Annotated in this window: 20 protein-coding genes; 2 read left to right on the top strand and 18 right to left on the bottom strand. The window is 53.8% G+C overall.

From position 1 onward, the window contains the following. Positions 1 to 4 precede the first annotated feature (4 nt). The 12 genes from cbiB to MCJ35_RS07920 all read right to left on the bottom strand — a co-directional run bounded on the left by cbiB (position 5) and on the right by MCJ35_RS07920 (position 12,073). Complete coding sequence (cbiB, locus tag MCJ35_RS07975) at positions 5 to 988, bottom strand: adenosylcobinamide-phosphate synthase CbiB (protein ID WP_025482132.1); 984 nt, start codon at positions 986 to 988, stop codon at positions 5 to 7. 76 nt (positions 989 to 1,064) lie between these two features. Further along, positions 1,065 to 1,502 (bottom strand): bifunctional adenosylcobinamide kinase/adenosylcobinamide-phosphate guanylyltransferase, encoded by a 438-nt coding sequence (locus MCJ35_RS07970; protein ID WP_025482133.1) that lies wholly within the window; start codon positions 1,500 to 1,502, stop codon positions 1,065 to 1,067. Next, positions 1,499 to 2,344: an adenosylcobinamide-GDP ribazoletransferase gene (locus MCJ35_RS07965; RefSeq protein WP_025482134.1), complete on the bottom strand. Its 846-nt coding sequence runs from the start codon at positions 2,342 to 2,344 to the stop codon at positions 1,499 to 1,501. Before MCJ35_RS07965 ends, MCJ35_RS07970 begins: the two co-directional genes overlap by 4 nt. A gap of 54 nt (positions 2,345 to 2,398) precedes the next feature. After that, the gene (locus MCJ35_RS07960) at positions 2,399 to 2,950 is read right to left on the bottom strand and encodes a bifunctional adenosylcobinamide kinase/adenosylcobinamide-phosphate guanylyltransferase (protein ID WP_025482135.1); all 552 of its coding nucleotides are present in this window, start codon (positions 2,948 to 2,950) and stop codon (positions 2,399 to 2,401) included. 63 nt (positions 2,951 to 3,013) lie between these two features. Then, entirely contained in the window at positions 3,014 to 4,072 is a 1,059-nt protein-coding gene (gene cobT, locus MCJ35_RS07955) for a nicotinate-nucleotide--dimethylbenzimidazole phosphoribosyltransferase (RefSeq protein WP_025482136.1), read from the bottom strand. Beyond that, a complete protein-coding gene (locus MCJ35_RS07950) occupies positions 4,062 to 5,645 on the bottom strand; it encodes a cobyrinic acid a,c-diamide synthase CobB (RefSeq protein ID WP_025482137.1) in 1,584 nt (527 codons plus the stop codon). The genes cobT and MCJ35_RS07950 overlap by 11 nt, the downstream gene beginning before the upstream one ends. Next, a complete protein-coding gene (locus tag MCJ35_RS07945) occupies positions 5,630 to 6,949 on the bottom strand; it encodes a bifunctional cobalt-precorrin-7 (C(5))-methyltransferase/cobalt-precorrin-6B (C(15))-methyltransferase (protein ID WP_025482138.1) in 1,320 nt (439 codons plus the stop codon). Before MCJ35_RS07945 ends, MCJ35_RS07950 begins: the two co-directional genes overlap by 16 nt. Beyond that, on the bottom strand, positions 6,939 to 7,790 hold the full coding sequence (gene cobK, locus MCJ35_RS07940; protein WP_240299436.1) for a precorrin-6A reductase: 852 nt from the start codon (positions 7,788 to 7,790) through the stop codon (positions 6,939 to 6,941). Before cobK ends, MCJ35_RS07945 begins: the two co-directional genes overlap by 11 nt. Next, on the bottom strand, positions 7,780 to 9,294 hold the full coding sequence (gene cobM, locus MCJ35_RS07935; protein WP_025482139.1) for a precorrin-4 C(11)-methyltransferase: 1,515 nt from the start codon (positions 9,292 to 9,294) through the stop codon (positions 7,780 to 7,782). The genes cobK and cobM overlap by 11 nt, the downstream gene beginning before the upstream one ends. Before the next feature lie 20 nt (positions 9,295 to 9,314). Next, positions 9,315 to 10,517 (bottom strand): cobalt-precorrin-5B (C(1))-methyltransferase CbiD, encoded by a 1,203-nt coding sequence (gene cbiD, locus MCJ35_RS07930; RefSeq protein WP_008725201.1) that lies wholly within the window; start codon positions 10,515 to 10,517, stop codon positions 9,315 to 9,317. Positions 10,518 to 10,568: 51 nt separating this feature from the next. Then, positions 10,569 to 11,663 (bottom strand): cobalt-precorrin 5A hydrolase, encoded by a 1,095-nt coding sequence (locus MCJ35_RS07925; protein WP_025482141.1) that lies wholly within the window; start codon positions 11,661 to 11,663, stop codon positions 10,569 to 10,571. Positions 11,664 to 11,860: 197 nt separating this feature from the next. Continuing rightward, positions 11,861 to 12,073: an alpha/beta-type small acid-soluble spore protein gene (locus tag MCJ35_RS07920; RefSeq protein WP_025482142.1), complete on the bottom strand. Its 213-nt coding sequence runs from the start codon at positions 12,071 to 12,073 to the stop codon at positions 11,861 to 11,863. 217 nt (positions 12,074 to 12,290) lie between these two features. On the opposite strand from MCJ35_RS07920, the gene MCJ35_RS07915 reads away from it, so the two are divergent. Next, complete coding sequence (locus MCJ35_RS07915) at positions 12,291 to 13,019, top strand: LytR/AlgR family response regulator transcription factor (RefSeq protein ID WP_025482143.1); 729 nt, start codon at positions 12,291 to 12,293, stop codon at positions 13,017 to 13,019. Next, positions 13,019 to 14,356 (top strand): sensor histidine kinase, encoded by a 1,338-nt coding sequence (locus tag MCJ35_RS07910; RefSeq protein ID WP_025482144.1) that lies wholly within the window; start codon positions 13,019 to 13,021, stop codon positions 14,354 to 14,356. The genes MCJ35_RS07915 and MCJ35_RS07910 overlap by 1 nt, the downstream gene beginning before the upstream one ends. Before the next feature lie 170 nt (positions 14,357 to 14,526). On the opposite strand, the gene MCJ35_RS07905 is transcribed toward MCJ35_RS07910, so the two are convergent. The 6 genes from MCJ35_RS07905 to MCJ35_RS07880 all read right to left on the bottom strand — a co-directional run bounded on the left by MCJ35_RS07905 (position 14,527) and on the right by MCJ35_RS07880 (position 22,711). Then, positions 14,527 to 16,524 carry a bifunctional 4-hydroxy-3-methylbut-2-enyl diphosphate reductase/30S ribosomal protein S1 gene (locus MCJ35_RS07905; RefSeq protein ID WP_025482145.1) on the bottom strand — a complete coding sequence of 666 codons (1,998 nt, stop codon included), beginning with the start codon at positions 16,522 to 16,524 and terminating at the stop codon, positions 14,527 to 14,529. Continuing rightward, a complete protein-coding gene (cmk, locus tag MCJ35_RS07900) occupies positions 16,521 to 17,204 on the bottom strand; it encodes a (d)CMP kinase (protein ID WP_025482146.1) in 684 nt (227 codons plus the stop codon). Before cmk ends, MCJ35_RS07905 begins: the two co-directional genes overlap by 4 nt. Before the next feature lie 62 nt (positions 17,205 to 17,266). After that, entirely contained in the window at positions 17,267 to 18,514 is a 1,248-nt protein-coding gene (locus MCJ35_RS07895) for a BaiN/RdsA family NAD(P)/FAD-dependent oxidoreductase (protein ID WP_025482147.1), read from the bottom strand. Beyond that, positions 18,511 to 20,016: a polyphosphate:AMP phosphotransferase gene (gene pap, locus MCJ35_RS07890; RefSeq protein WP_025482148.1), complete on the bottom strand. Its 1,506-nt coding sequence runs from the start codon at positions 20,014 to 20,016 to the stop codon at positions 18,511 to 18,513. The genes MCJ35_RS07895 and pap overlap by 4 nt, the downstream gene beginning before the upstream one ends. A 77-nt stretch (positions 20,017 to 20,093) precedes the next feature. Continuing rightward, on the bottom strand, positions 20,094 to 21,167 hold the full coding sequence (locus MCJ35_RS07885) for a YkvI family membrane protein (RefSeq protein ID WP_025482149.1): 1,074 nt from the start codon (positions 21,165 to 21,167) through the stop codon (positions 20,094 to 20,096). A 224-nt stretch (positions 21,168 to 21,391) separates the two neighbouring features. Beyond that, the gene (locus tag MCJ35_RS07880) at positions 21,392 to 22,711 is read right to left on the bottom strand and encodes an aspartate kinase (protein ID WP_008725171.1); all 1,320 of its coding nucleotides are present in this window, start codon (positions 22,709 to 22,711) and stop codon (positions 21,392 to 21,394) included. Between the last annotated feature and the right edge of the window lie 262 nt (positions 22,712 to 22,973).

Below are 22,973 nucleotides of genomic sequence, written 5' to 3'. Positions count from 1 at the left end.
CAGGTCATGTCAGGACCAGGATGGCTGTCAGCGCGGCCATCAGGATCATCTCCACTGTAAACATGAGCTGGTTGGCCTTCTTAATATCCATCGGACACACCGGGCGGTCATCATCCCCGATAAAGGGCTTTCTGTGCAGTGTCCCGAAATACCAGGCATCCCCTGCCAGCCTCAGATGCAGGGCGCCTGCACATGCAGCCTCGGCCTGGGCTGAATTAGGACTTGCATGTTTATGCCTGTCCCGCATCAGGATGCGCCATCCATGGATTCCGTCCATTCCCGGAAGGAGAAAGGCGGCCAGCACCATAAGGCCTCCGGTCAGGCGGGACGGAATGAAATTTAAGATATCATCCAGTTTTGCCGCCGCCCTTCCAAAGAGGATATATTTCTCATTCTTATACCCTATCATGGAGTCCATGGTGTTAACTGCTTTATAAAACATTCCTCCCACCGGTCCAAACAGGGCCATGAAAAGAAAGGGGGCAACTACCCCGTCGGACGCATTCTCCGCCACGGTCTCAATGGCAGCCCTGGCAATACCGTACTGGTCCAGCACCGCCGTATCCCTTCCCACAATCATGGACACGTGGGTCCTGGCCCCTTCCACATCCCCGGCCTCCAGGCTGCGGCATACCTTCATGCTCTCCGTGCACAGGCTTCTGGCTGCAAGCATCTGGTAACAGATGATTGTCTCAACGCAAAAGGGGAGGATCCAGAGGGAGGGAAATGAAATCTGCCGCAATGCATACAGTACGCCCCACGGAACCAGGCACCACACCACGCACATGGCGGCTGTGAGGAAAAAACCGGCTGCCAGTTCCCTGCCGCCCATCCATTTCCTAAAGTATCCTTCCAGCCATGTAATCATCCGCCCCATCATGCGGACCGGGTGCGGGAAATGATACGGATCGCCGAGGATCCAGTCCAGGACACATCCTGCAAGCAGCGCCATCCCATGTAATTTCCATAATCCAAACCATCCAGCCATGTTCCTATTCCGTCCTCCATATGGTCACTTTATTCCCTGTCCCAGTATAGTCACTTTACTCCCTGTCCCAGCATAGTCACTTTATTCTCTGTCCCAGCCCGCATAAGACCCGCCAGACCTCATCGGCCTCCTTTGCCGCCAGGCAGCACAGACGTCCTGTTTCCTCCCGGTACTGCCGTTCCATGGCATCTGCCGGAACAATCCCATAGCCAATCTCATCCGTCACCAGAATCCGGTCCGGGGCATCTTCCAGCAAGGCTTTCAGGATTTCTTCCATCTGTTTTTCATCCCCGGGCTTCCAGGGATCCCCGTTGGCTCCAACCCCAAGCTCATGGCTCATGAGACGTCTGATAAACAGATGGAAATCACAGCAGTACCTGCTGTTCATATAGGATTCCCATCCCCCGTCCCCGCCGGACGCCCACCGGACCGTCCCTGCATCCGCCTCCGGTATAAGGTTTTGTTGGACAAATTCCCTCTTGCCCTGGCTTCTTCCTCCGATAACCAAAATCATATGACATGACCTCCCAGTATCCCTGTCTTTAACAGCGCCGCCAGCACAGCCAGTCCGGCCAGTTCACACACCTGAAGGAAACAGCCTGCCAGATCCCCTGTGATTCCGCCAAATTCTTTTAATGACATCCTGTAATACCACCAGAACACAAGGAGCTGGCCCAATCCCAGGCCAAGGCTTAAAACAGCCGCCCCGGCCAATCCGCCTGCCCTCCATCCCAGGGCAGCTGCAACGGCCAGGCATATGACCAGCCAGACGGCCAGCACAATCCTGTCCGTACGCTTTTGTGCGGTCCGTGCAAACCCAGCAGCCAGCCCGTCCTTTTTGGCAGATGGGAATGTGACCACCGAGAGTCCGCTGAATGCCCGCTCCATCACAAATACCACTCCAGGCATCACGTAAAGCAGGAACCTAAAATCCCCTTCGCAGCCGGACAGATACTGCACGTACTCATTCACCACCCCCAGATACAGGAGAAGATAGACTGCCAGTGATATGACGGCAAATGCCCCCAGATGGGGGTCTTTCAGGATTTCCAGTTTTTTCTCCCGTTCACCATAGGAGTGGATGGCATCCATGGTATCCATGAAGCCGTCCATGTGGATTCCGCCTGTAACCAGAAGAGGAATGGCTGCCGTTATCAGCGCAGCCGTCAGGGGATTCAGTGCAAACACATCCAGCCCCAGATAAAACCACAGTCCCAGTACTCCCCCCTGGGCCAGTCCCACAAATGGAAAAAAGCACATGACATGGCGCATCCGTTCCTCTGTCCATTCCACCGCAGGCATGGGGATCTTGGAATACATGGAAACAGCTATTATGCAGGAATAAATTCCATTCATACCATTACTCAGCTCCTCTCCTTTATCCTTTTGCGTATAACAGGATTTTTAACCTTACCCTTTCCATACAACAGGGATTCCATATACCACTTCCACAACCCGGTGGGAACATGCCCCAAGGCGACTGTTGACAAGTCCCATAAGGCGTATGTACCCTGCCGTCCCTGAATCATATATGATACCGTCGGACGCCACCTCATTGGTCACAATGACCATATCCTTTACCTGGGATGCCAGGCAGAGGATGTCTTTGAGCAATTTGTCTGCCAGCTTGTCAATGGAGACATTTCCCTGTCCCTCCCCCCCATCTGCAAACATCTCGTTGGCAGCCAGGTTGGACACGCACTCCAGAAGCAGGATGGCCTTCTCCTGATTGCTGTTCCTGATACCGCACAGGGCCGTACCCACATCTGCCTGGCATTCCACTGTGATGAATCCCTTTCCCCTGCGCAGTTCCTGGTGGCGGAGGACCTTCGCCTTTCCCTCTTCCCCATACACGGTCATGGTTGCCACATAATAACGCACAGGGCAGCCTGAGGCCATCACAAGGTTCTCCGCGTATTCTGATTTGCCGCTGCCGCTGCCGCCTGTCACGAGATAAATCACAGGCCACTCCTCCCTTCGGATTTCATGGAATACTGTTCCGGTACCGTTGATGTCAGATATGTATCAGACCAGGTGTTCATACTGGCCCACCTGGATTTCCTCAAAACTGCTCATCTGCGTGTATACGGCTGCCGCCATGTCAAGAAGCGGAAAAAGTGCAGCCGCCCCAGTCCCTTCCCCCAGACACATCCCGGCCCGGATGGCAGGCCGAAGGCCCAGGGCGTCCAGCACCATTTCCCCTGCAGGCTCTGCCGAAACATGGGAGGCCAGCAAAAAATCCCTGACCCTGGGACAGATTCCAACTGCTGCCAGGGCTGCCGCACCGGTAATCAGGCCATCCAGCACCACAGGAAGACGTACCATCCCGCATCCTATGTAAAAACCAGCCAGGGCCGCCAGATCAAATCCCCCCACCTTGGCAAGCACGTCCACCGGATCTGACCGGTCCGGCCGGTGAAGGGCAATCCCATCTTTTATGACCTGGATTTTCCGGCTGTATCCATCCGTGGTAAGCCCTGCGCCGCGCCCGGTTACCGCCTCCGGCTCCTGGTCAAGAAGCACGGACAGCACTGCGCTGCTGGTGGTTGTATTGCCAATCCCCATCTCCCCGGAGCCGGCCAGCCCATATCCCTTTTCCTTCAGTTCATACGCAAGCCTGATTCCCACCTCCATGGCCCTTAGGGCCTGGCCGCGGCTCATGGACGGGGCCTTCAGGAAATTCTGCGTGCCCTCTTTAATCTTTCTTGGAAGCACGCCTGGAATGGGGTCATGACCAGCTATCCCCACATCAATGGGGATGACATCCGCACCGGCTTTCCCTGCCATGATGCAGACACAGGAACAGCCCTTTGCCATGTTTCCTGCCACAATGGCAGTGACCTCCTGTCCGGTCTGGGTCACCCCCTCCTCCACGATTCCATTGTCAGCGCACATCACCACAATGGCCTTCTTACTGATGTCGATTGCGGCTGTGCCGGATGCCCCTGCAATCCGCACAATGTCCTCCTCCAGGACACCCAGGCTGTTAAGGGGTTTTGCCACCTGGTCCCAGCGCCTGAGGGCCTGTTTCACGGCTGCCTCATCAGCCTGTTTTACTGACTTTATCACTTCATCAAGATTCATGTCCCATTTTCCTTCCAAATATGATGCATCTGTCTGCAAACCGCTCTGCAAATCCAGGACAGGAGGGATAATAAAGATGGGGGAAGCCAGCCAGCACATCCCCCCTGGTCCGCATGCAGCGCCATGACCTGCCGCCCACCGGTTTCCTGGCTGTCATCCTGTATTCCTCATCCCCGCATTCACAGTCCCAGTAATGAAACTCATGGCCCTTTATCTCCATGCCCGGCAGTATGTACGGAAGGGTTCCGTCCGGGCTAAGGGTGATGTAACCGAAACGTCCCTTTTTATCTCCCCTGAAGCCGCGGCCGGGCAGCACGCCCGCCATCGGATAGTCCTTCCCGTCAATGCCCTGCAATGTCTCAAGCAGGTATAGATAACCTCCGCATTCTCCCAATATGGGCATTCCCCGGCCCGCCGCATCAGCCACCGAAGAACGCATGGATATACCGCCAGCCAGTTCCCCTGCATAATTCTCGGGATATCCCCCTCCAAAAAGCAGGCCGTCCAGATAATCCGGTATCGTTTCATCGTGGAGGGGACTGAAGTATACCAGCCTGGCCCCTGCATGTTCCAGGGCGTTCAGGTTGTCCCTGTAGTAAAAGCAGAACGCCTCGTCCAGGGCCACGCCCAGGTAAAACTGTCTGTCTGAGTTTTTTTCACATCCATGGGCAAAAGGTACCGTTCCACTTTTTCCACACCACATCTGACGGCAATTCATCTCATCGGAATCCGCCTTCCCTGGATTCGGATATTGATTTCTGTCAGAATCCGGATTCCCCTGCTGGGCACGATGCTCCCTGCCTGAATCCGCTTTTCCCGGCCGGGCACGATGCCCCCTCCCAGGATTTAATTCCGCTGCTTCTCCCTTACCGCCGCTAATCATGGAGAGCACATCCAGATCCACTGTCTTTTCCATGCAGTCAGCCAGCCGCTCCATCTGTCCCTTAAGCCCGTCTATCTCATCCGGCAGGACCAGGCCCAGGTGCCTGCTTCCCACCTGGAGGAAATCAAGCTCCGGCACATAGCCGATGACCGGAACGTGGAGCTGTTCCTCTATGAGCGCCTTTACCCTTCCATATATCATGGGGGATATGCGGTTAAACAGGATACCTCCGATCCGGTTGACACATTTGATTTCTTTTCCTTCCTCATCCCTGGGAACATATTCCAGGAATCCCTTGACCTGGGCCGCCAGAGACAGGCTGGCTCCCTTGGCATCCACCACCAGGATGACAGGCAGTTCAAGGATCTGGGAGATTTCCCACGTACTGCCCTTCGCGGAAATTCCTCCTAAACCGTCAAAGTAACCCATGACTCCCTCGGCCACCACAAAACGGTCTGCAGATATGTGAGAAATTTTCTCACGCATATGGTCCGGTTCCTCAAAAAAGCTGTCCAGGTTCCCGCTTTCCAATCCCAGCACCTTGTTGTGGAACAGGCCGTCAATATAATCAGGGCCGCATTTGAAGGGGGCCGGGTTCCATCCTTTCCTGTCAAGGAGTTTAAGGAGGCCGCAGGTAATCATGGTCTTTCCGCTGCCGCTTTTAGGAGCAGCTATCATAACTCCTGCCATTGGATCTCCTCACTGTCCAAAGACGGGTTCTGCATCACTGCAACATAAACCGGATTCTGTGCTTTTGGCATATGATAGGCGCCAACCACTTCCACCTTTGCCGCCAGTACCTGGGTCAGTTCCGTATCCTGGAATCCGAACTTCCTCATGCAGTCCAGAATCTCCCCAACAGTTTCCAGCGTAATGGCATTTGCCACAATCCTTACCTGTGGATTGGCTGCCAGAAGCGCCTCCACGATTGCCGGCATCTTCCCGCCGCTTCCTCCGATAAACGCATGGGTCGGCATCGGCAGTCCGTCCATTGCCTCCGGCGCCTCGCCCTCCACAATATGGAAGCCCTGCCAGCCTCCATGGAATTTCTGGCAGTTGGACTGTATCAGCTGAAGGGCGTCCAGGCTGCGCTCAATGGCATAAACCTCCCCATTGCCTCCCCTGCGCCGGATTTCCAGCCCCATCTCCACTGCCACGGAACCAGTCCCTGCCCCGATATCATAGCAGACAGCCCCATCCCCAATGCGGAGCTTTTCCAATGACAGCCTGCGCACCTCTGCCTTTGTCATGGGAACCTGTCCCCGGATGAACTCACTGTCCTCAGGCCCCTTTACCGGATAAAGCTGTCCCTCAAGCGCTTCGTCATTTTCCACCAGGACACATACCAGGCTTCCAAAGGGCCGGTGCTCATCCTCCATGATAAGTTCAGCAGGCGTCATCGCCCAGGTAATACGTTCATCTTCATATGAGAGATTTTCTCCGGCCCATATATTCACATGGCTCATATCGCTGCTCACCAGCTGCCTGCACAGGGAGGACACGCTTCCTGGTCCGCCCAGCAGGATAAAGCAGGACCTGTGGTTCCTTATATGGGCCACCACATCGCACTCCCGCCCATGGCTGCTGATTGGATGGACGTTCTGCCAGCTCTTCCCCAGCCTGGCGCAAAAGTAGGACAGGCTGGACACACCCGGAACATATTCCACATCCCATCCTTCCCTCATGAATGCCTTGGCTGCTGCTTCCGCACCGCTGTAGAATCCGGTGTCGCCGGAAAGCACCAGCGCCGCCTCCTCCCACTTAAAGCTTCCCAGCCACTGTACCATCTCACTGGGCTTGTAGGCGGAAAACACACGCTTTCCCTCGGTGTAAGGGTGCACACTCTCAAGCATCCGGTCAGCCCCGGTTATGACCTGGGCAGCTTCCAGGCAGTCCATGGCACGTCCGGTGAGCTGGTCCTCCCCTCCCATACCGATACCGACCAGATACACGACCGGCCGAAGCTCCTGGGAAAATGTGTTCTCATCTCTCATGTTCCATCCACTCCTTTATCTGTATTTTTACATCCTCCAGGGAAATACCCCCGGCGCTTTCCGGCCTGTCAATCAGCACGGCCTGTGCCCCTGCCGCCCTGGAAGCCTCCAGCTTCCCATCCATCCCCCCGGCCCTTCCGCCGTCTTTTGTCACCAGGAACCGGCACTGAAACTCCCTTAACAGGGCCAGGTTCATTTCCGTTGAAAACGGTCCCTGCATGGCAATGATATGCCGTCCTTCATATCCCAGCTTCCTGCATATGTCCACGGATTCCACGGACGGCAGCACCCTGGCGAATATCCTCTGCCGGTAATCCGGAAGGCTGCAGAAAACAGCAAGCTCCTTAACGCCTGTCGTGACCAGTATGCTGCCCTCCCGTCCTGCCAGCCACTGAACCGCGGATTTTACATCCGGCACATGGATGACATCATCACCTGTGGGACCGCTTTCCCTTCTCAGGCAACGGATGAACCGGATCTGAGGAAATGCCTTACATGCCTGTTTAATATTCTCCGTCACCTCCGTTGCATATGGATGGGTGGCGTCAATCACCATCCCCGGCCGGACTTCTTCCAGCAGTTCCTCCATGGACTCCCGGTCCAGGCGGCCCTGCCGGATATCCAGAAGGCTGTTATCCGGGTTGCTGTTATCCGGGCTTCCCCCCTCCAGAACATCCCGCCCATACTTCGTTGCCACACACACAACCGTCCGGCAGCCAAGGCCTGCCAGATACGCTGCAAGCAGACGCCCTTCCGTTGTTCCTGCAAAAAGGACTGCCTTTTTCTGCCTTATCCGGCTGCCCTTTTCCGCCATATCATTCCATGCATTGTCATCCCTCATACCTGTAGCCTCTGGGAGTTACCATATACTGCCCGATTTTCCTTGTCTGCGGGCTGCCTATATAGACGGTTGTAAACATATCCACAGCCCTGTCCTTCATTTCCCCCAGGCTCATCACCTCCATGTGCTGTCCGTCCCTGCCTATATTGGATACAAGGCCGCACACCGTATCCTCACCCCGGTACTTAAGGATCCGCTCACATGCCTGCCTGAAATAATCCGGTCTTCCCTTGCTGGCCGGATTATACATGCAGATGACAAAGCCCGCCTGGGCAGCCGACTCCACCCGGTTCCATATGGCATCCAAAGGAGTCAGCCTGTCACTGAGGCTGATGACCGCAAAGTCATGCATCAAAGGCGCTCCCAACACCGCAGCGCCTGCGCTGGCAGCCGTAACCCCCGGCACGATTTCCACCTGTACTCCGGGATATTGTCCCGCCAGCTCCAGTATCAGACCCGCCATGCCATAGATGCCCGCGTCTCCGCTGCATATCATGGCCGTGTCCTTGCCCTCCATGCAGCATTCCAGTGCCCTCCGGCACCGTTCCTCTTCCCTTGTCATTGCCGTTGTCAGGAACTGTTTATGAGGAAAATGCTCACGGATTAAATCCACATAAACCGTATATCCGGCAATGACCTGACAGCGCTTTAACGCTTCCAGGGCAGCGCCTGTCATCTGGTCCATGCTCCCCGGCCCCATTCCCACCACATACATGGTGCCTGGCCTGATATTGCCCATACCAGCATCTTCCCGCCCTGTCCTGAACTCAGTCGTGAATACAGGGTCATACAGCTTGGACCGTTCATATCCGCTTTGAGCCACACTATCCCCCACGATAATCAGCGCCGTCTTCCTTATCCCTTCCCGCTGCGCAGACTCCTTAAGCGTACCCACGGTACAGCGCACCACCTTTTCCCCGGGCCACGTGGCTTTGTAAACAATGGCAGCGGGCGTATCCTCCCTGTATCCGCCTGCCGTCAGTTCCTGTGACAATTCCTCCAGCATACCCGTGCTCAGGAATATCACCATGGAAGCCCCATGGGCTGCAAAGCTGCGTATGGATTCCTTCTCCGGCACCGGCGTCCTGCCGGCCATCCTGGTGATTACCACGCTCTGGGTCACATCCGGAAGGGTATACTCCATCCCAAGGGCAGATGCAGCGCCGCAGAAAGAGCTTACACCAGGGCATATGTCATATGGGATTCCTTTCCTGTCCATCCAGTCCATCTGCTCCCGGATGGCCCCATATAAACATGGGTCGCCTGTATGCAGCCGCACAACAGCAAGGCCTGCCCGGTGGGATTGCTCCACAACATCCATCACCTCTTCCAGCGTCATCCTTGCGCTGTCATACACAGCCGCCCCTTTCCCTGCAAGGGCCAGAAGCTCAGGATTCACCAGGGAACCTGCATAAATAACCACGTCAGCTTCCCCAAGAAGCCGTTGTCCCCTTACCGTTATCAGGTCCGGGCTGCCCGGGCCTGCTCCTACTATATGTACCATAGAATATCCGCCTTTCATGATCATAGGTTATCTGCAATGCGTTCCAGCATCACGGCAGCCCCGCTGGTAGCACCGAGAATCCCTCTCTCATTGGTAAATACCACTGCTTCAATCTCAAGCCGCCCTGCTGCACGCCCTTTTAAATGTCCCTCTATACGTTCCATCACCCGCTCCATCACCTGGTCCCTGAGGCCTTCCCTGGTTTCCAACAGCCGCAGCCCTTCATCCACCGTAATGGCTTCCAGAATCCGGTTTACCAGACAGGAGTCAGCCCCGCAGGCCGCGCCATAAGCCGCCAGCACCTCCATGCGCCCATCGGCCGCAGACGAGTGCGTGTTCATGATTCCTGCCGCCAGCTTAATAAGTTTGCCTCCATGCCCCACCAACAGGATTCCCCCTGCCCCTTCTTCCACAGCCATATCAATGGTGTTTCCGATGAAATTGCTGCATTTCACAGCCTGTTCAAGCCCAATCTTCAGATGATCCCTCAGGAATGCCTCCCCATAATTCCCGGGTGTCACCACCAGCCGGCAATGTCCCGCCAGCACGTTCTGCCGCAGCTCCAGGCGGATGGTTTCCAAAAGCGCTGTTTCACTCATGGGTTCCACCATGCCGCTGGTTCCCAGGATAGAGATTCCTCCCAGGATTCCCAGCTTACTGTTAAAGGTACGCCCAGACACCTCCAATGCCCCCGGTACGCTGATTTCAATCCACAGCACACCCCGGTACCGGTATCTGGCACAGATGTCCTCCACCTGTCTGAAAATCATCTGGCGCGGCACAGGATTGATGGCTGATTTTCCCACTTCGCAGCTTAATCCTTCCTTTGTAACCCGTCCCACTCCCACCCCACCTGTTAATTTGAGGCAAATATCATTATTTTTATGTTCATAATACCCACCGGCATGTTTCCCCACATCATCCGGGCCATCTTCTTCCCTGCCAAAGCTGACCCTGGAATACACTACAAGGCCATCCGTCACATCCGGGTCATCCCCCGCGTCCTTCCTCACGCCGCAGGAAACAGCACGCTGCCCCATGGAAATATCCTCCACTTCCAAATCCAGCCTTATGCCCTTTGGTGTTTCAACCGACACCTGCTCCGTCCTGTTCCTCCCAAGCAGCATAACGGCAGCCGCCAAGGAAGCCGCTGCCGCACAAGTACCCGTGGTATATCCCCATCTCAATTTTTTCTGATTCTTATAGATGTATGAGTCTCCCATCGTATCACCTGCTGTCTATCCTCTGACTTATAAACTAAAAGTATAACATATCTATATGTATTTCTCAATGTCTAATTTGAAAGGCTCCACGGCCGCGGCCACCGTAACACCTCCCCCAGCCTCCTTGCCAAACAGCAGCCTTCCTCCTTCTGCCATACATGCCCGCTCACAGACATTACCGATTCCAACCGTCTGTTCCACAAAGGCGGACTCCGTGAAGGTACCGCCCACATCCCCAAGCTCAGCCGCACTGTAAAACCGCAGGGTCCAGCCCCGCTTTTGCGCCAATGCAAGCAGGGCAGGTTCCTCCTTCTTTATGTCAATGGTTGCCAGCGCCTTGACTGACGCTGGGTCTATCCCATGTTTCCTAAAGCCTTCCAGGACCTGCCGTTCCAGGATGAAGGGCTCCACTCCCCTGCGGCAGCCCACTCCCGCCACAACTGCCTGCGGAATGAGCCTTAGGACATGGAGGGAACCGACAGCCCCCACACTCCTTTCAAACTCCAGGCTGCTGTCCTTTACCGTAACCCATATATTATATTCACTGGGATTTTTACAGCAGCCCCTGGGCACGCCCGGCTCCCCACCCTCAAACTCATTGAAGAATCCCACATTCCCGCCGTCCAAGATCCTGGCAGACACCTGTTTAGCCGCCTCCCGGTCCGTTAGGACCAGTCCGTTCTCAGCTGCAAATACATCCACTGCAAACAGTCCGTTTACATCTGTGGCCGTTGTAATCACAGGTACTGCACCGATGCATTCCCCAATCCGGCTGGCAAGGGCATTGGCCCCGCCCACATGGCCGGACAGGATCGGGATTGAAAAGCGGCCCGCTTCATCCACCACAACTACCGGGGGGTCTGTCATCTTGTCCCGCACAAACGGTGCAATGGCCCGCACCGCAATCCCCACCGCCCCCACAAACACCATGGCCCTCTGTTCCAGGAACATGGTTTTTGTCCACTGGCCCAGGGGCATGTCCTGGCATCTTACAACCCCTTCCATATCCCCCGTCTTATCATATGTATCGCTGTAACGCTCAGGCACAAATGCAGTACACTCGTCCACGCCGCCGCTTAACCTGCTGGCCAGATGGCAGCAGAGCCTGGTCCCCCTGGCTGTAAAACTGATTATACCAATCTTCAATCCCGTACTCCTTTATCCGGACTCTTTTATCCGCGCAATAACCATAAAAGTACCAGTCCGGCAGGACCATCCCCCGTCAAACAAGCCAGAGCCATCCCCCGCCGGACAAACCATAAGGACTTCCCTGGAGTTTTCCAATCACACGCCTCCAGGGCATCCTCTGAATCGAAATGAACACATTTCAGTATAATAGATATTTATTCCTGTTGCAATGCCTCATTTTTCATTTCCCGCTTCCGCTTTGTGATCAGGCCCCCGATCCGGCCGCTCTCCTTTGCCGTAAGGCTTCTCCATCCGCTTTCCATCACCTTTGAATCCAGGCCCAGTTCCTGGGCAATCTCGAATTTCAGTTGGTCCTGGGGACTTAACTTATGAGGGTCAAAAGGCTCTGCCTTTTTTGCTTTTCCCATGCTGTCCACAACTCCTTTCATATAAGTACAAAAGGATTATGCCCAGGCAGGGGGTACCCTATACGGCTCTTACAACTAATTCCAATTACTCTTGCTTTTTAACTTGTTGTATATTATACTGAATTTGTATCTGTTGTCCCATTATATACAGTTGTTTGATTAAATTTTCACAAAAGTCATGGGATTCCCTGATTAAATGATAGAAAGGAAGCGCAACGTGAATATCGCAGTAATTGATGACTCCATAGATGATGCGCGACAGCTGGCCGGATTCGTGTCCACTTATTTTTCCGATGCCCACATCAGTCAGAAAACCACTATCTTTAATACGGCAGCCGACTTCCTTAACGCCTGGCACATCGGCGTATATGAACTTGTTTTCATTGATATTTTCCTGAAGGGGGAGGCGTCCGGAATCCGGATTGCCGAGCATATCCGGCGTGACGATGACCAGTGCACCATCATCTTTACCACCAGCAGTACGGACTTTGCCCTGAAGGGATACGAGGTGCGTGCCCTGGATTACATGCTAAAGCCACTGCGCTTCGGAAAGTTCTGCCAGACCATGGACTATTTCCGCTCCGTGTCCCAGAGGAAGCGCAGCCATTATATAGAAGTAAAAGAAAGCCGGATCATGGTCAAGCTGCCCATCGATGATATCCTCTACACGGATTACAGCAACCATTACATCCAGATCCATCTGCCGGGCAGGCTTGTGAAGACTTACATGCGTTTTCACGATTTTTCCAGCCTGCTGCTCTGCTATCCCCAGTTCATATGCTGTTACAGGAACTGTATCATCAATATGGACAAGGTGACATCCCTGGAAAAGGCTGAGTTTGTCCTGAATACCGGAGAGCATCTGCCAATCACAAGGACACTGAGGCCGCAGATCCATCAGCATTATGCTGATTACCAGTTCCAGAAGTTAAACGGAGGTATCTGATGTATCCTGTCAATATCCTGCTGGTATGCACCATCCTGGCTGAGTTACTATATGTCATCCTTCCCTTCCTCTTTACGTTCCGCAAAGAATGGAGGTATTCTGCGTCTAAAATTACAGGTATTCTCTTGGGATACCTTTTTTTTGTGTGCCTCCTCACCTGTGCGGCATTGAAGTTTTCCAGGGAAAGGATTTATCTTCCATGGAGCTGCATCATCATGCTGTCACATGTCCTGGTCTGCAGATGGATGGTGAAAACAGATCTGAAGGTCACCGTCTATTCCCTGTTCCTGTTCAAGAACTTTGTGGACATATCCACGTTCATTGCAGGCATGCTGGATATCTCATGGAATATCCCGGCAAATACGGCCACCATATCCAGCGCAGGTTTTGCGTACCAGCTTCTCTTCCTCACCCTTATTGTTTCCAGCGCATATTATCTGCTGCACGGACACCTGATCCAGGCCGTGGAATACACACGCCCCCTTCCGGTGTGGAGCCGCCTGGTTTCGATCCCTGTCCTGTTCTTCGTCGTATATCACTTTGATGTGGGATATATCACACCAAAGCAGTTCATGGCCACCCATACCAACGCCTTCTTTTCCGTTATCTGCTGGATGGTATGTATCTACACCGTGCACTACGTAACTTTACGTATACTTTCCAGGCTGGCCCAAAGCTATGCTGCCAGTGAGCAGTACAGGACCACCCGTCTCCTTGCCGGCGTGCAGACCTCCCAGATGGCTACCCTCCAGTATAACCTGGACCAGCTGAAAAAAACACGGCATGACTACCGCCATCACCTGATAACCATAAAAGGGCTTCTGGAGGAACAGAAACCGGATTGCGCCCTGGAATACATCAATGAATACCTGGGCAGCTTCGAGGCCCTTTCCACGGTCCAGTATTGCTCCAACATCTCCTCCAACGCCATTTTAAACTATTATATCCACCTGGCCAGGAATCAGGGCATCGGTGTGGAAACCTCCATCTCCCTGCCCGAGGCTCTCCCCATGCCCGACACCGACTTCTGCACAATCCTGGGCAACCTTCTCTCCAACGCAGTAGAAGCCTGCGAACGCCAGACATCCGGTATCCCCTCCATTGCCATCAATATCGGGCAGGCGGGTAAATCCATGATTGCCCTTTCCATCCGCAACACCTATACCCACGCCATCCGCCTGAAGGACGGACGTTTCCTGTCCTCCAAACGGGATGACCTGGGTACCGGGACCTCCTCTGTGCGTTATCTTGTGGAGCGGTATCACGGCATCCTTAAATTCACGTATGAAAATGGGATTTTTGAGGCATCCCTGCTTCTGAATCCATTGATGAAATAACCCTGTTCCTGATTTTTCATGTATCAATCCGCCCCTGACAATCATCAATTTCCCCCTGACCAATCTCCCCCTGACAATTCAAAAAAGGCTATGGGCGCTTACCGCGTCCATAGCCAGTCCCTTAATACTCCTGCACATTCCCACGATGCTTTCACCGCGGACTGATTGCATTATTCTTCTGTGTACTGTGTGATGTCCACATCAGCCACATCCGCATCCTGCTGTACCGGTGCCATCATGGCCTTGATGCTCAGGCTAATCTTGTGGTCTGCCTCGTTGAAATCAACGACCCTTGCCTCAATCTCCTCGCCAATCCTCAGGACATCAGAAGGCTTCTCCACATGCTCCCTGGAAATCTGGGATACATGAAGGAGTGCGTCCACGCCTGGCTCTAATTCAACAAATGCGCCGAAATCAGTCATACGTGCCACACGGCCAACCACCACGTTGCCAACCGCATACTTCTCAGCTGCCTGTACCCATGGATTTGCCTCCGGGAACTTCAGGCTCAGGGCAATCTTCTCGCCCTGGATGTCCTTAATCAGGACCCTTACCTGGTCGCCGGCCTTGAATACCTTCTTAGGATTCTCAACACGGCCCCAGCTCATCTCAGAGATATGAAGCAGTCCGTCAGCGCCGCCCAGGTCAATGAATGCGCCGAAGTCAGTTACGTTCTTAACGGTTCCTTCCACTGCATCACCAATCTGGATCCTGGAAAACAGTTCTTCCTTCAGCTGTGCCTTCTGTGCAACCAGCAGCTGCTTCCTGTCGCCAATAATCCTTCTTCTCTTAGGATTGAATTCGGTAATAACGAACTCGATATCCTGTCCTGCATACTTGGACAGGTCCTTCTCGTAGCTGTCAGATACGAGACTGGCCGGAATGAATACCCTTGCGCCCTCAACCTCAACGCTTAAGCCGCCGTCCAATACCTGTGCTACCTTTGCAGTCAGGACTTCCTGGTTCTCAAATGCTTCCTCCAGGCGCTTGTTGCCCCTGTCTGCTGCCATACGCTTATAGGATAATGAAACCATGCCTACACCGTCATTCAGCTTAATGACTTTGGCTTCCATCTCCTCACCAATCTGTACTTTGGTGGTCAAATCTACATTACTGTCGTTGCTGTATTCATCACGGGTAATAACGCCTTCCGACTTATTCCCTGCAATACTCAGTATAATCTCATCTTTGCTGACTTCGATGACCTGACCGGTGACTATCTCTCCTGTACGTATTGGTTTGGTTGATTCTTCCTCTTCCTTTAATAACTCTGCAAAACTCTGCTCTGCCATTCTGGTATGAACCTCCTCAATAATCTTTTTTGGGGTGGATGCCCCAGCTGTAATACCTACGCTGCGCACAGAAGATACACTATCAGGATCTAAATCGCCGAGTGTCTGAATGTAAGACGTATTCTTACACTCCTTGAGGCAAATTTCAAATAGCTTCTGGGTATTGGATGAATGCCTTCCGCCAATCACAATCATGGCGTCTACCTGAGAAGCAATCTTCGCCGCCTCCACTTGTCTTTCCTGTGTTGCATTGCAAATCGTATTTAAAACACTACTATCATAACCCTTTTTTAAAAATTTTTCAACTAATTCTTTAAATTTGTTGTAATTAAATGTCGTTTGGGACACGATACAAAGCTTTTTGCCCTGGGGAAGCACATAGATATCCACCCCCGCCCCATCATTTATGACCGTGGTATACTCATTTCCCCAGCCCCTGATTCCTTCCACCTCCGGATGGTCCGGGCTGCCTATGATCACAACCGCGTCCCCTGCCTCCGAGTGCTCCGACACAATGCGGTGGATTTTCTTCACGAAAGGACAGGTGGCGTCCACTATCTCCACGCCCCGCTCTTCAAGGATATCATAAATGTGACGGCTGACACCGTGGGAACGGATGATCACGGTCCCCTGTCCCTTTGGAAGTGACCGGAGGGCAGCCTCGTCCTCCAGCACCATGACCCCCTTTTCCTCCAGGTCCCTTACCACCTCTTCGTTGTGTATGATGGGGCCGAACGTGTAGATAGGCCCTTTGGCCTTCCCCGCCTTCAGGGCGTCTATCTGCTGGTATACCCGGTCCACCGCCCGTTCCACGCCAAAACAGAACCCGGCGCTCTTCGCCACCACTACCTGGCGCCCTGTCCCTTCCCGGCTCACGCGCCCACCTCCAGGCCGCGCTCACAGGCAATACGGATAATGGCATCCACCACCTGGTCAATGGTCATCGCGGAACTGTCTAACATAACGGCATCCTCTGCCTGCTTTAACGGGGAATGTTCCCGGTTCATATCCCGGTAATCGCGTTCCCTGATGTCTTCCTCAATCTCCTTCAGGCTGCACTCCACGCCTTTTTCCGTCAGCTCCTTGAAACGGCGGCCTGCCCGTACCTCCACCGAGGCGGTCAGGTATATCTTGGCAGGTGCATCCGGAAGCACGCAGGTACCGATATCCCTGCCATCCATGATTACATCCGCCTTCTTTGCCAGTTCCTGCTGAAGTTCCACCAGCTTCTTCCTCACCGGCGCATACACGGAGGTAGCCGAGGCCATGCTGCCCACCTCCTCGGTGCGGATAAGGCCGGAGACATTTTCCCCATTCAGCATGACCTGCTGCGCCCCATCCTCGTAGCAGATGGTCACATCCACATCCCGGCATGCCCGGGCAATGGCTTCCTCATCTCCTGAACCGATTCCCAGTCTGATAAAATGTAATGCCATGGTACGGTACATGGCGCCTGTATCCACATACACGAATCCAAGTTTCTTTGCCACCATCCTGGCGATTGTACTTTTGCCGGCTCCTGCCGGACCGTCCACTGCTATGTTAAAATGTCCCATGTATCCAGTTCCTCTCCTGTCTTTTTATCTCCCGGGCCGTGTCCGGAAACTGCTTCTGCCGGCTAAGCCTCCCTGGCAGCCCCTTTGCCGGCAGCCCAGCCTGTGGACCATGCAATCTGCAGGTTAAACCCGCCGGTAACCGCATCCAGGTCCAGTATCTCTCCTGCAAAGTACAGACCGCGGACATGTTTGGATTCCATGGTCCCGGGATTCACATCCCGGACCGAAATACCGCCCTGGGTAATGATTGCCTCTTTGTAATCCCTGAGGCCTGTGAGGGTAAACTCCAGTTCCTTGGTGGCCTGCACCAGCCTGGCCCGCTCTTCCTTTGTGATTTCGTTGACCTTTTTATCCGGGTCAATGCCGCTGCGCCGGATGATGACCGGAATCAGCTTGGCCGGATACAGGTGGGTCAGTGAATTTTTAAACTGCCTGTTCTTACTCTCTGAAAAGTCCCGCAGGATCCTGTCATCCAGATGTTCCCTTGAAAGCGCCGGCTTCAGGTCGATGGCCAGCCGCAGGGGCTGCTTCCTGATGGCCTTGGCTGCATATGAGCTGGCGCTCAGGAGCAGGGGCCCGCTGACCCCGAAATGGGTGAACAGCATTTCCCCAAAATCCCGGTACAGCTCTTTCCTGCCGTCGTATACGGCTGCTTCCACGTTCTTAAGGGAAAGTCCCTGCAGTTCCTTTACCGTATCCACTTCCTTTGTCTCAAAGGCCACCAGGGCCGGGGACAGGTCTGTAATCTTATGGCCGCTTTCCCTGGCCCATCCATAGCCATCGCCCGTGGATCCGGTGGACGGATAGGACAGGCCGCCTGTGGTCACGATCACGCGGTCCCCGTCCCACACGCGGCCGCCCACGCGGATTCCCCTGCACATACCGTCTTTTACCACCAGGCCCTCCACCTTATGGTTCAGATGGATTTCCACCCCCTCCTTCCTTAAAATAGAAGAAAGGGCTGCGATTACATCAGATGACTTATCCGACTCAGGGAATACGCGGTTGCCCCGCTCCACCTTCAGCCTGAGGCCGGCCTGTTCCAGCAGCTGCATCATATCCTGGTTTGTAAACCCGTAAAAGCTGCTGTACAGGAACTTGGAGTTACTCACGACCGCTGCCAGCATTTCCTCCATGTCGCAGGCATTGGTCACGTTGCAGCGCCCCTTGCCCGTGATGAAGATTTTCTTGCCCAGCTTCTCATTTTTCTCAAACAGGTGCACGTGTGCGCCTTCCCTTACCGCGGCAATGGCAGCAACCATGCCGGCCGCCCCGCCGCCTGCCACTATTATCTCTTTTGTATCACTCATCTTTTTTCTTTTACTTCCTTAATTTTCTTTTCCAGGGCATCCACAACCGTCTTTAGGACCTTCACCCTGGCATACCGTTTATCATTGCCCTCAACCACGATCCACGGCGCATAGGTGGTGGAAGTGCGCACCAGCATCTCGTTGACCGCTTCCTCATACTCGTCCCACTTCTCACGGTTGCGCCAGTCCTCGTCCGTTATCTTCCACTGCTTCATGGGGTCTGCCTGGCGCTCCTTGAACCTGCGCTCCTGTTCGTCCTTGTCAATATGGAGCCAGAACTTAAGCACCACCGCGCCTGCGTTGGCCATGTGGGATTCCATCTCGTTAATCTCCTGGTAGGCCCGTTTCCACTCCGCCTCACTGCAGAAGCCCTCAATCCGTTCCACCATGACCCTGCCGTACCAGGTGCGGTCAAAGATGGCAATATGGCCTGCCTTCGGCACATTATTCCAGAAACGCCACAGATAGTGATGTACCTTCTCTATGTCATTGGGCGCTGCCGTGGGGTTCACCCTGTAACCCCTGGGATCCAGCTGGCTTGTCAGACGTTTGATGGCGCCGCCCTTGCCGCCTGCATCCCAGCCCTCAAACCCGATTACTACAGGAATCCTTAACCGGTACAGTTCACTGTGCAGTTCCGATAACCGCTTCTGAAGCTTTTTCACCTGCTCCTTGTATTCTTCTTCCGTCAGGCTCTTAGAAATGTCGATTCCGGACAGCACGCCGTTCTTGAAGCGCTGCCTGGTTGTGGCCGGCGCTGTCTTTACTGCCTTATCATCTGCCAAAGCCTGCCTTTTTTCCAGTTCGTACTGAAGCCTGTCCATGACAGCGGACACAATCTTGGTGGCCGCGTAATCCTTGTCCACCGACTCAATGATGGCCCAGGGCGCATAATCCGTGTCCGTCTTCTCAAGCATCTCCTCATTCATCCTGAGATAATGGTCAAACTGTTTGTTCCTCTCCCAGTCCCCCTTTGTGACCCTCCAGGAGGTCTCCTTGGAAGCGTCCAGCTTTTTAAACCGCTTTTTCTGTTCTTCCTTATCGATATACAGGAAAAACTTGATGATGACCATCCCGTCATCGCTCAGCTGCTTTTCAAAGGACAGGATGTCCTGGTAGGCGTCAGCCAGCTTATCCTCCGGCGTCAGTCCGTCAAACCGGTCCACCTGCACGCTGCGGTACCAGCTTCTGTCAAATATGGCAATCCTGCCGTTGGCCGGGGTCTTGGTCCAGTAACGCCAGAGGAAGGGACGCATCTGTTCGTCCTCAGTGGGCCTGTCACAGGCATACACGTCAAATCCCCTTGGGTCCAGGGACTGGATCAGCCTGTTGATCTGGACCCCCTTGCCGGCCGCTCCCATGCCCTCAAACACAATCATGACCGGAATCCCCGCCGCCTTACACTCCCGCTGCAAAAGCCCCAGCTTCTGGGAAGCCTCGTCCATCACCTTGCGGTACGATTTCTTATCCACGGTTTTATTTAAATCAATTTTTTCCAGCATATGCAGCTCCTCCTTGTTTTGAAGCACATCACCATAGGCTCTTTACTATTTTATCCAGTATACCATATTTTTTATCATTAGAGAACAAATAATCCTTTTATGCCCCTGTATATGACGCAGGCAATGAACACAAGGCCCAGATATCCTACCAGGGGATAGAACAGGTTCACCAGTTTACTGAAAGGAAGCATGCCAAGGACATAGGTAAATGCAGCTATCACAACAGCCATCCCGTGTTTTCCGGCTCCGGGAGGAGAAGGAATCCGGTTGCAGACCGTCCACATCATGGTGGAGCAGGAGGAAAAGATACCCAGGACCAGTACGATGGAGAACACGGCACCCAGCACAAAGGAGATTTCCTTTGCCAGGTAAAGGGTTGGTACGGACAGGGATGCCGCTGTCCCTCCATGGAGCAGGATGGCCGTATTCATGATTGCAATTGACAGGACCAGGGTGGCCGCGCCCCAGACCGCACCCCATTTTGCATCCTTCCTGCTTTTGGCCGTCATCCCCAGGGCGGTAAAATATGTGCTGCCGCTGAGGAAGTTAAGGGACAGGTATAAAACGGAGCTGACCAGCCAGCTGGGCGACGGCCTCAGCCCTGCCAGCGCCGCCCCATACATGCCTGCCTGGGTAATATTCCCAAAATCACGGATCACGGTAACCACCCCCACCAACAGGGTAAACAGGATGATTACAGGGCCGATGGCAGACACAATCCGGATCAGACGCTCAAACCCGACCAGATATGCCCCTAAAACCAGCGCCGACATGATCAGGGAACCAATATACCGGTTCAGTCCGTAATACTCATACAGGGTTGCCCCAGCCCCTGAGACAAGGACAGCGATAAGCAGCAATAAGGTTGCCAGGACCAGCCAGGAATAAAAGTCCCCCGCCCTTTTTCCGCAATAGTAGGTGAAATGGTTGAACCCGCTGTCCTTTTTATGGTCATATCCCGTGGTCAGCAGGATGTTCCCCAGAAACAGGAACCCAATCAGGTTCAGTATCACCACCCCATAGCTGTAATAGCCGTAGCTTGTGAAGAACTGGAGGATTTCCTGTCCGGTTGCAAAGCCGGAACCAATCACCCAGGCAATAAACGCCCCCGCGTATTTCACTACCGCTTTTTTATCACATCTGCTGTCCATATCCCCATGTTCCTTCCCCTCTTAATCCGGCGTTGCATTTTTATCTTCCCGTCCGGCGCCGGGCAGAGGGCCTGCCTGAAGATCCATCCCCTCCGCCTGCACGTTCCACAGGCCAATGCCGCAGGATCATCTGCAAAGAGTGGCACGGTGTCCCACCGTGCCACTCCATTCCTCAGCCAAGCTGGCTTTTAACCCTGCGCCCATTCCCGCAGGTATCATTCACATCACAGCTCCGTAACCACAAATATGTCATAGATGGCGCGGATAGCTGTCTCAAAATCATCATTCTTCACGCCGATGATGATATTCCACTCACTGGAGCCCTGGTCAATCATCTTCACATTGACCCTTGCGTGGGCAAGGGCGGAGAATATCCTTCCGGCCGTGCCCCGGTTGGACCTCATGCCCCGGCCAACCACTGCAATCAATGCCAGGTCGGACTCCAGCTCCACCGTATCCGGCTCCACCGCCCTGTGGATGCCTGCAATCACGGACTGCTCATATTCCTCAAACTCGGACTGGTGCACATACACGGTCATGGTATCAATACCGGAAGGCATGTGTTCAAAGGAAATGCCGTACTGTTCAAATACGCTTAAGACCTTCCTGCCAAATCCCACCTCGGCATTCATCATGGCCTTTTCAATGTTGATGGAGCAGAATCCCTTCTTGCCTGCAATACCGGTTACGGTATGGCGCGGCTTGCGGCAGGTACTCTCCACGATCAGGGTGCCTTTGTCCTCGGGACGGTTGGTGTTCCTGATATTAATGGGGATGCCCTCCTTGCGCACCGGGAAGATGGCGTCCTCATGAAGCACGCTGGCGCCCATGTAGGACAGCTCGCGCAGCTCCTTGTATGTAATGGTCTCAATGACCTCTGGGTCATCCACGATCCTGGGGTCCGTGACCAGCACGCCGGACACATCCGTCCAGTTCTCATACATATCCGCATGGATGGCCTTTGCCACGATGGAGCCGGTGACATCGGAACCTCCCCTGGAAAATGTCTTGACCGTGCCGTCATGCCTGGAACCGTAGAAGCCGGGAATGACAGCCTTCTCCACGTGCTCCAGGCGCTCGGACAGTTCCTTATTGGTCAGGTCGGCCTCAAAATTACCGTTATCGTCAAAGAAAATCACTTCCGCGGCATCAATGAATTCAAATCCCAGATAATTGGCAACGACAATACCGTTCAGGTACTCGCCTCTGGAAGCCGCATAATCCCTTCCTGCCTTTGCCAGGAAGTTCTCCTCTATCCGTTCAAATTCGTGGTCCAGGTTCAGGTTTAAGTTCAGGCCGTCAATGATATCCATGTACCTGCTTTTGATTTTCTCAAGGATTTTCTTGTAGGACCTGCCTTCTGCCACTGCATCATAGCAGGCGTACAGCATATCCGTGACCTTCTCATCCTTATCACTCCGCTTGCCTGGCGCGGAAGGAACCACATATCTCCTGGACTTATCAGCCCTGATGATATCCGCAACCTTCTTAAACTGCCTTGCGCTGGCCAATGAACTCCCGCCGAACTTCACCACTTTTTTCATCGTATCTGTCTCCCTTGCTCTTACTTTGCACTGCCTCTATCCATAACAAATCCTAACAAATAAAACACGCTCTGGCCTTTACTGCGTTACAAGTGCAAATAATACCTTACTTTATCAAGGATGTCAATAGGTTTCGATGAAAAAATTTGTGTACAGAGGACATTTGTTTTTACAGGACGGACTTTCTTTATGAAAAATGTCTGCCCGCCATAGGAATCCAGCCACGGTTTTGGGCATATCCACAGGCACAGCCAGCGCGGAC

The sequence above is a fragment of the Enterocloster sp. OA13 genome, assembly GCF_022440595.1.
Classification (GTDB): Bacteria; Bacillota; Clostridia; order Lachnospirales; family Lachnospiraceae; genus Enterocloster; species Enterocloster hominis.
Note: the sequence above shows the minus strand (reverse complement) of the source record. Positions and strands in the feature narration are given on the sequence as shown.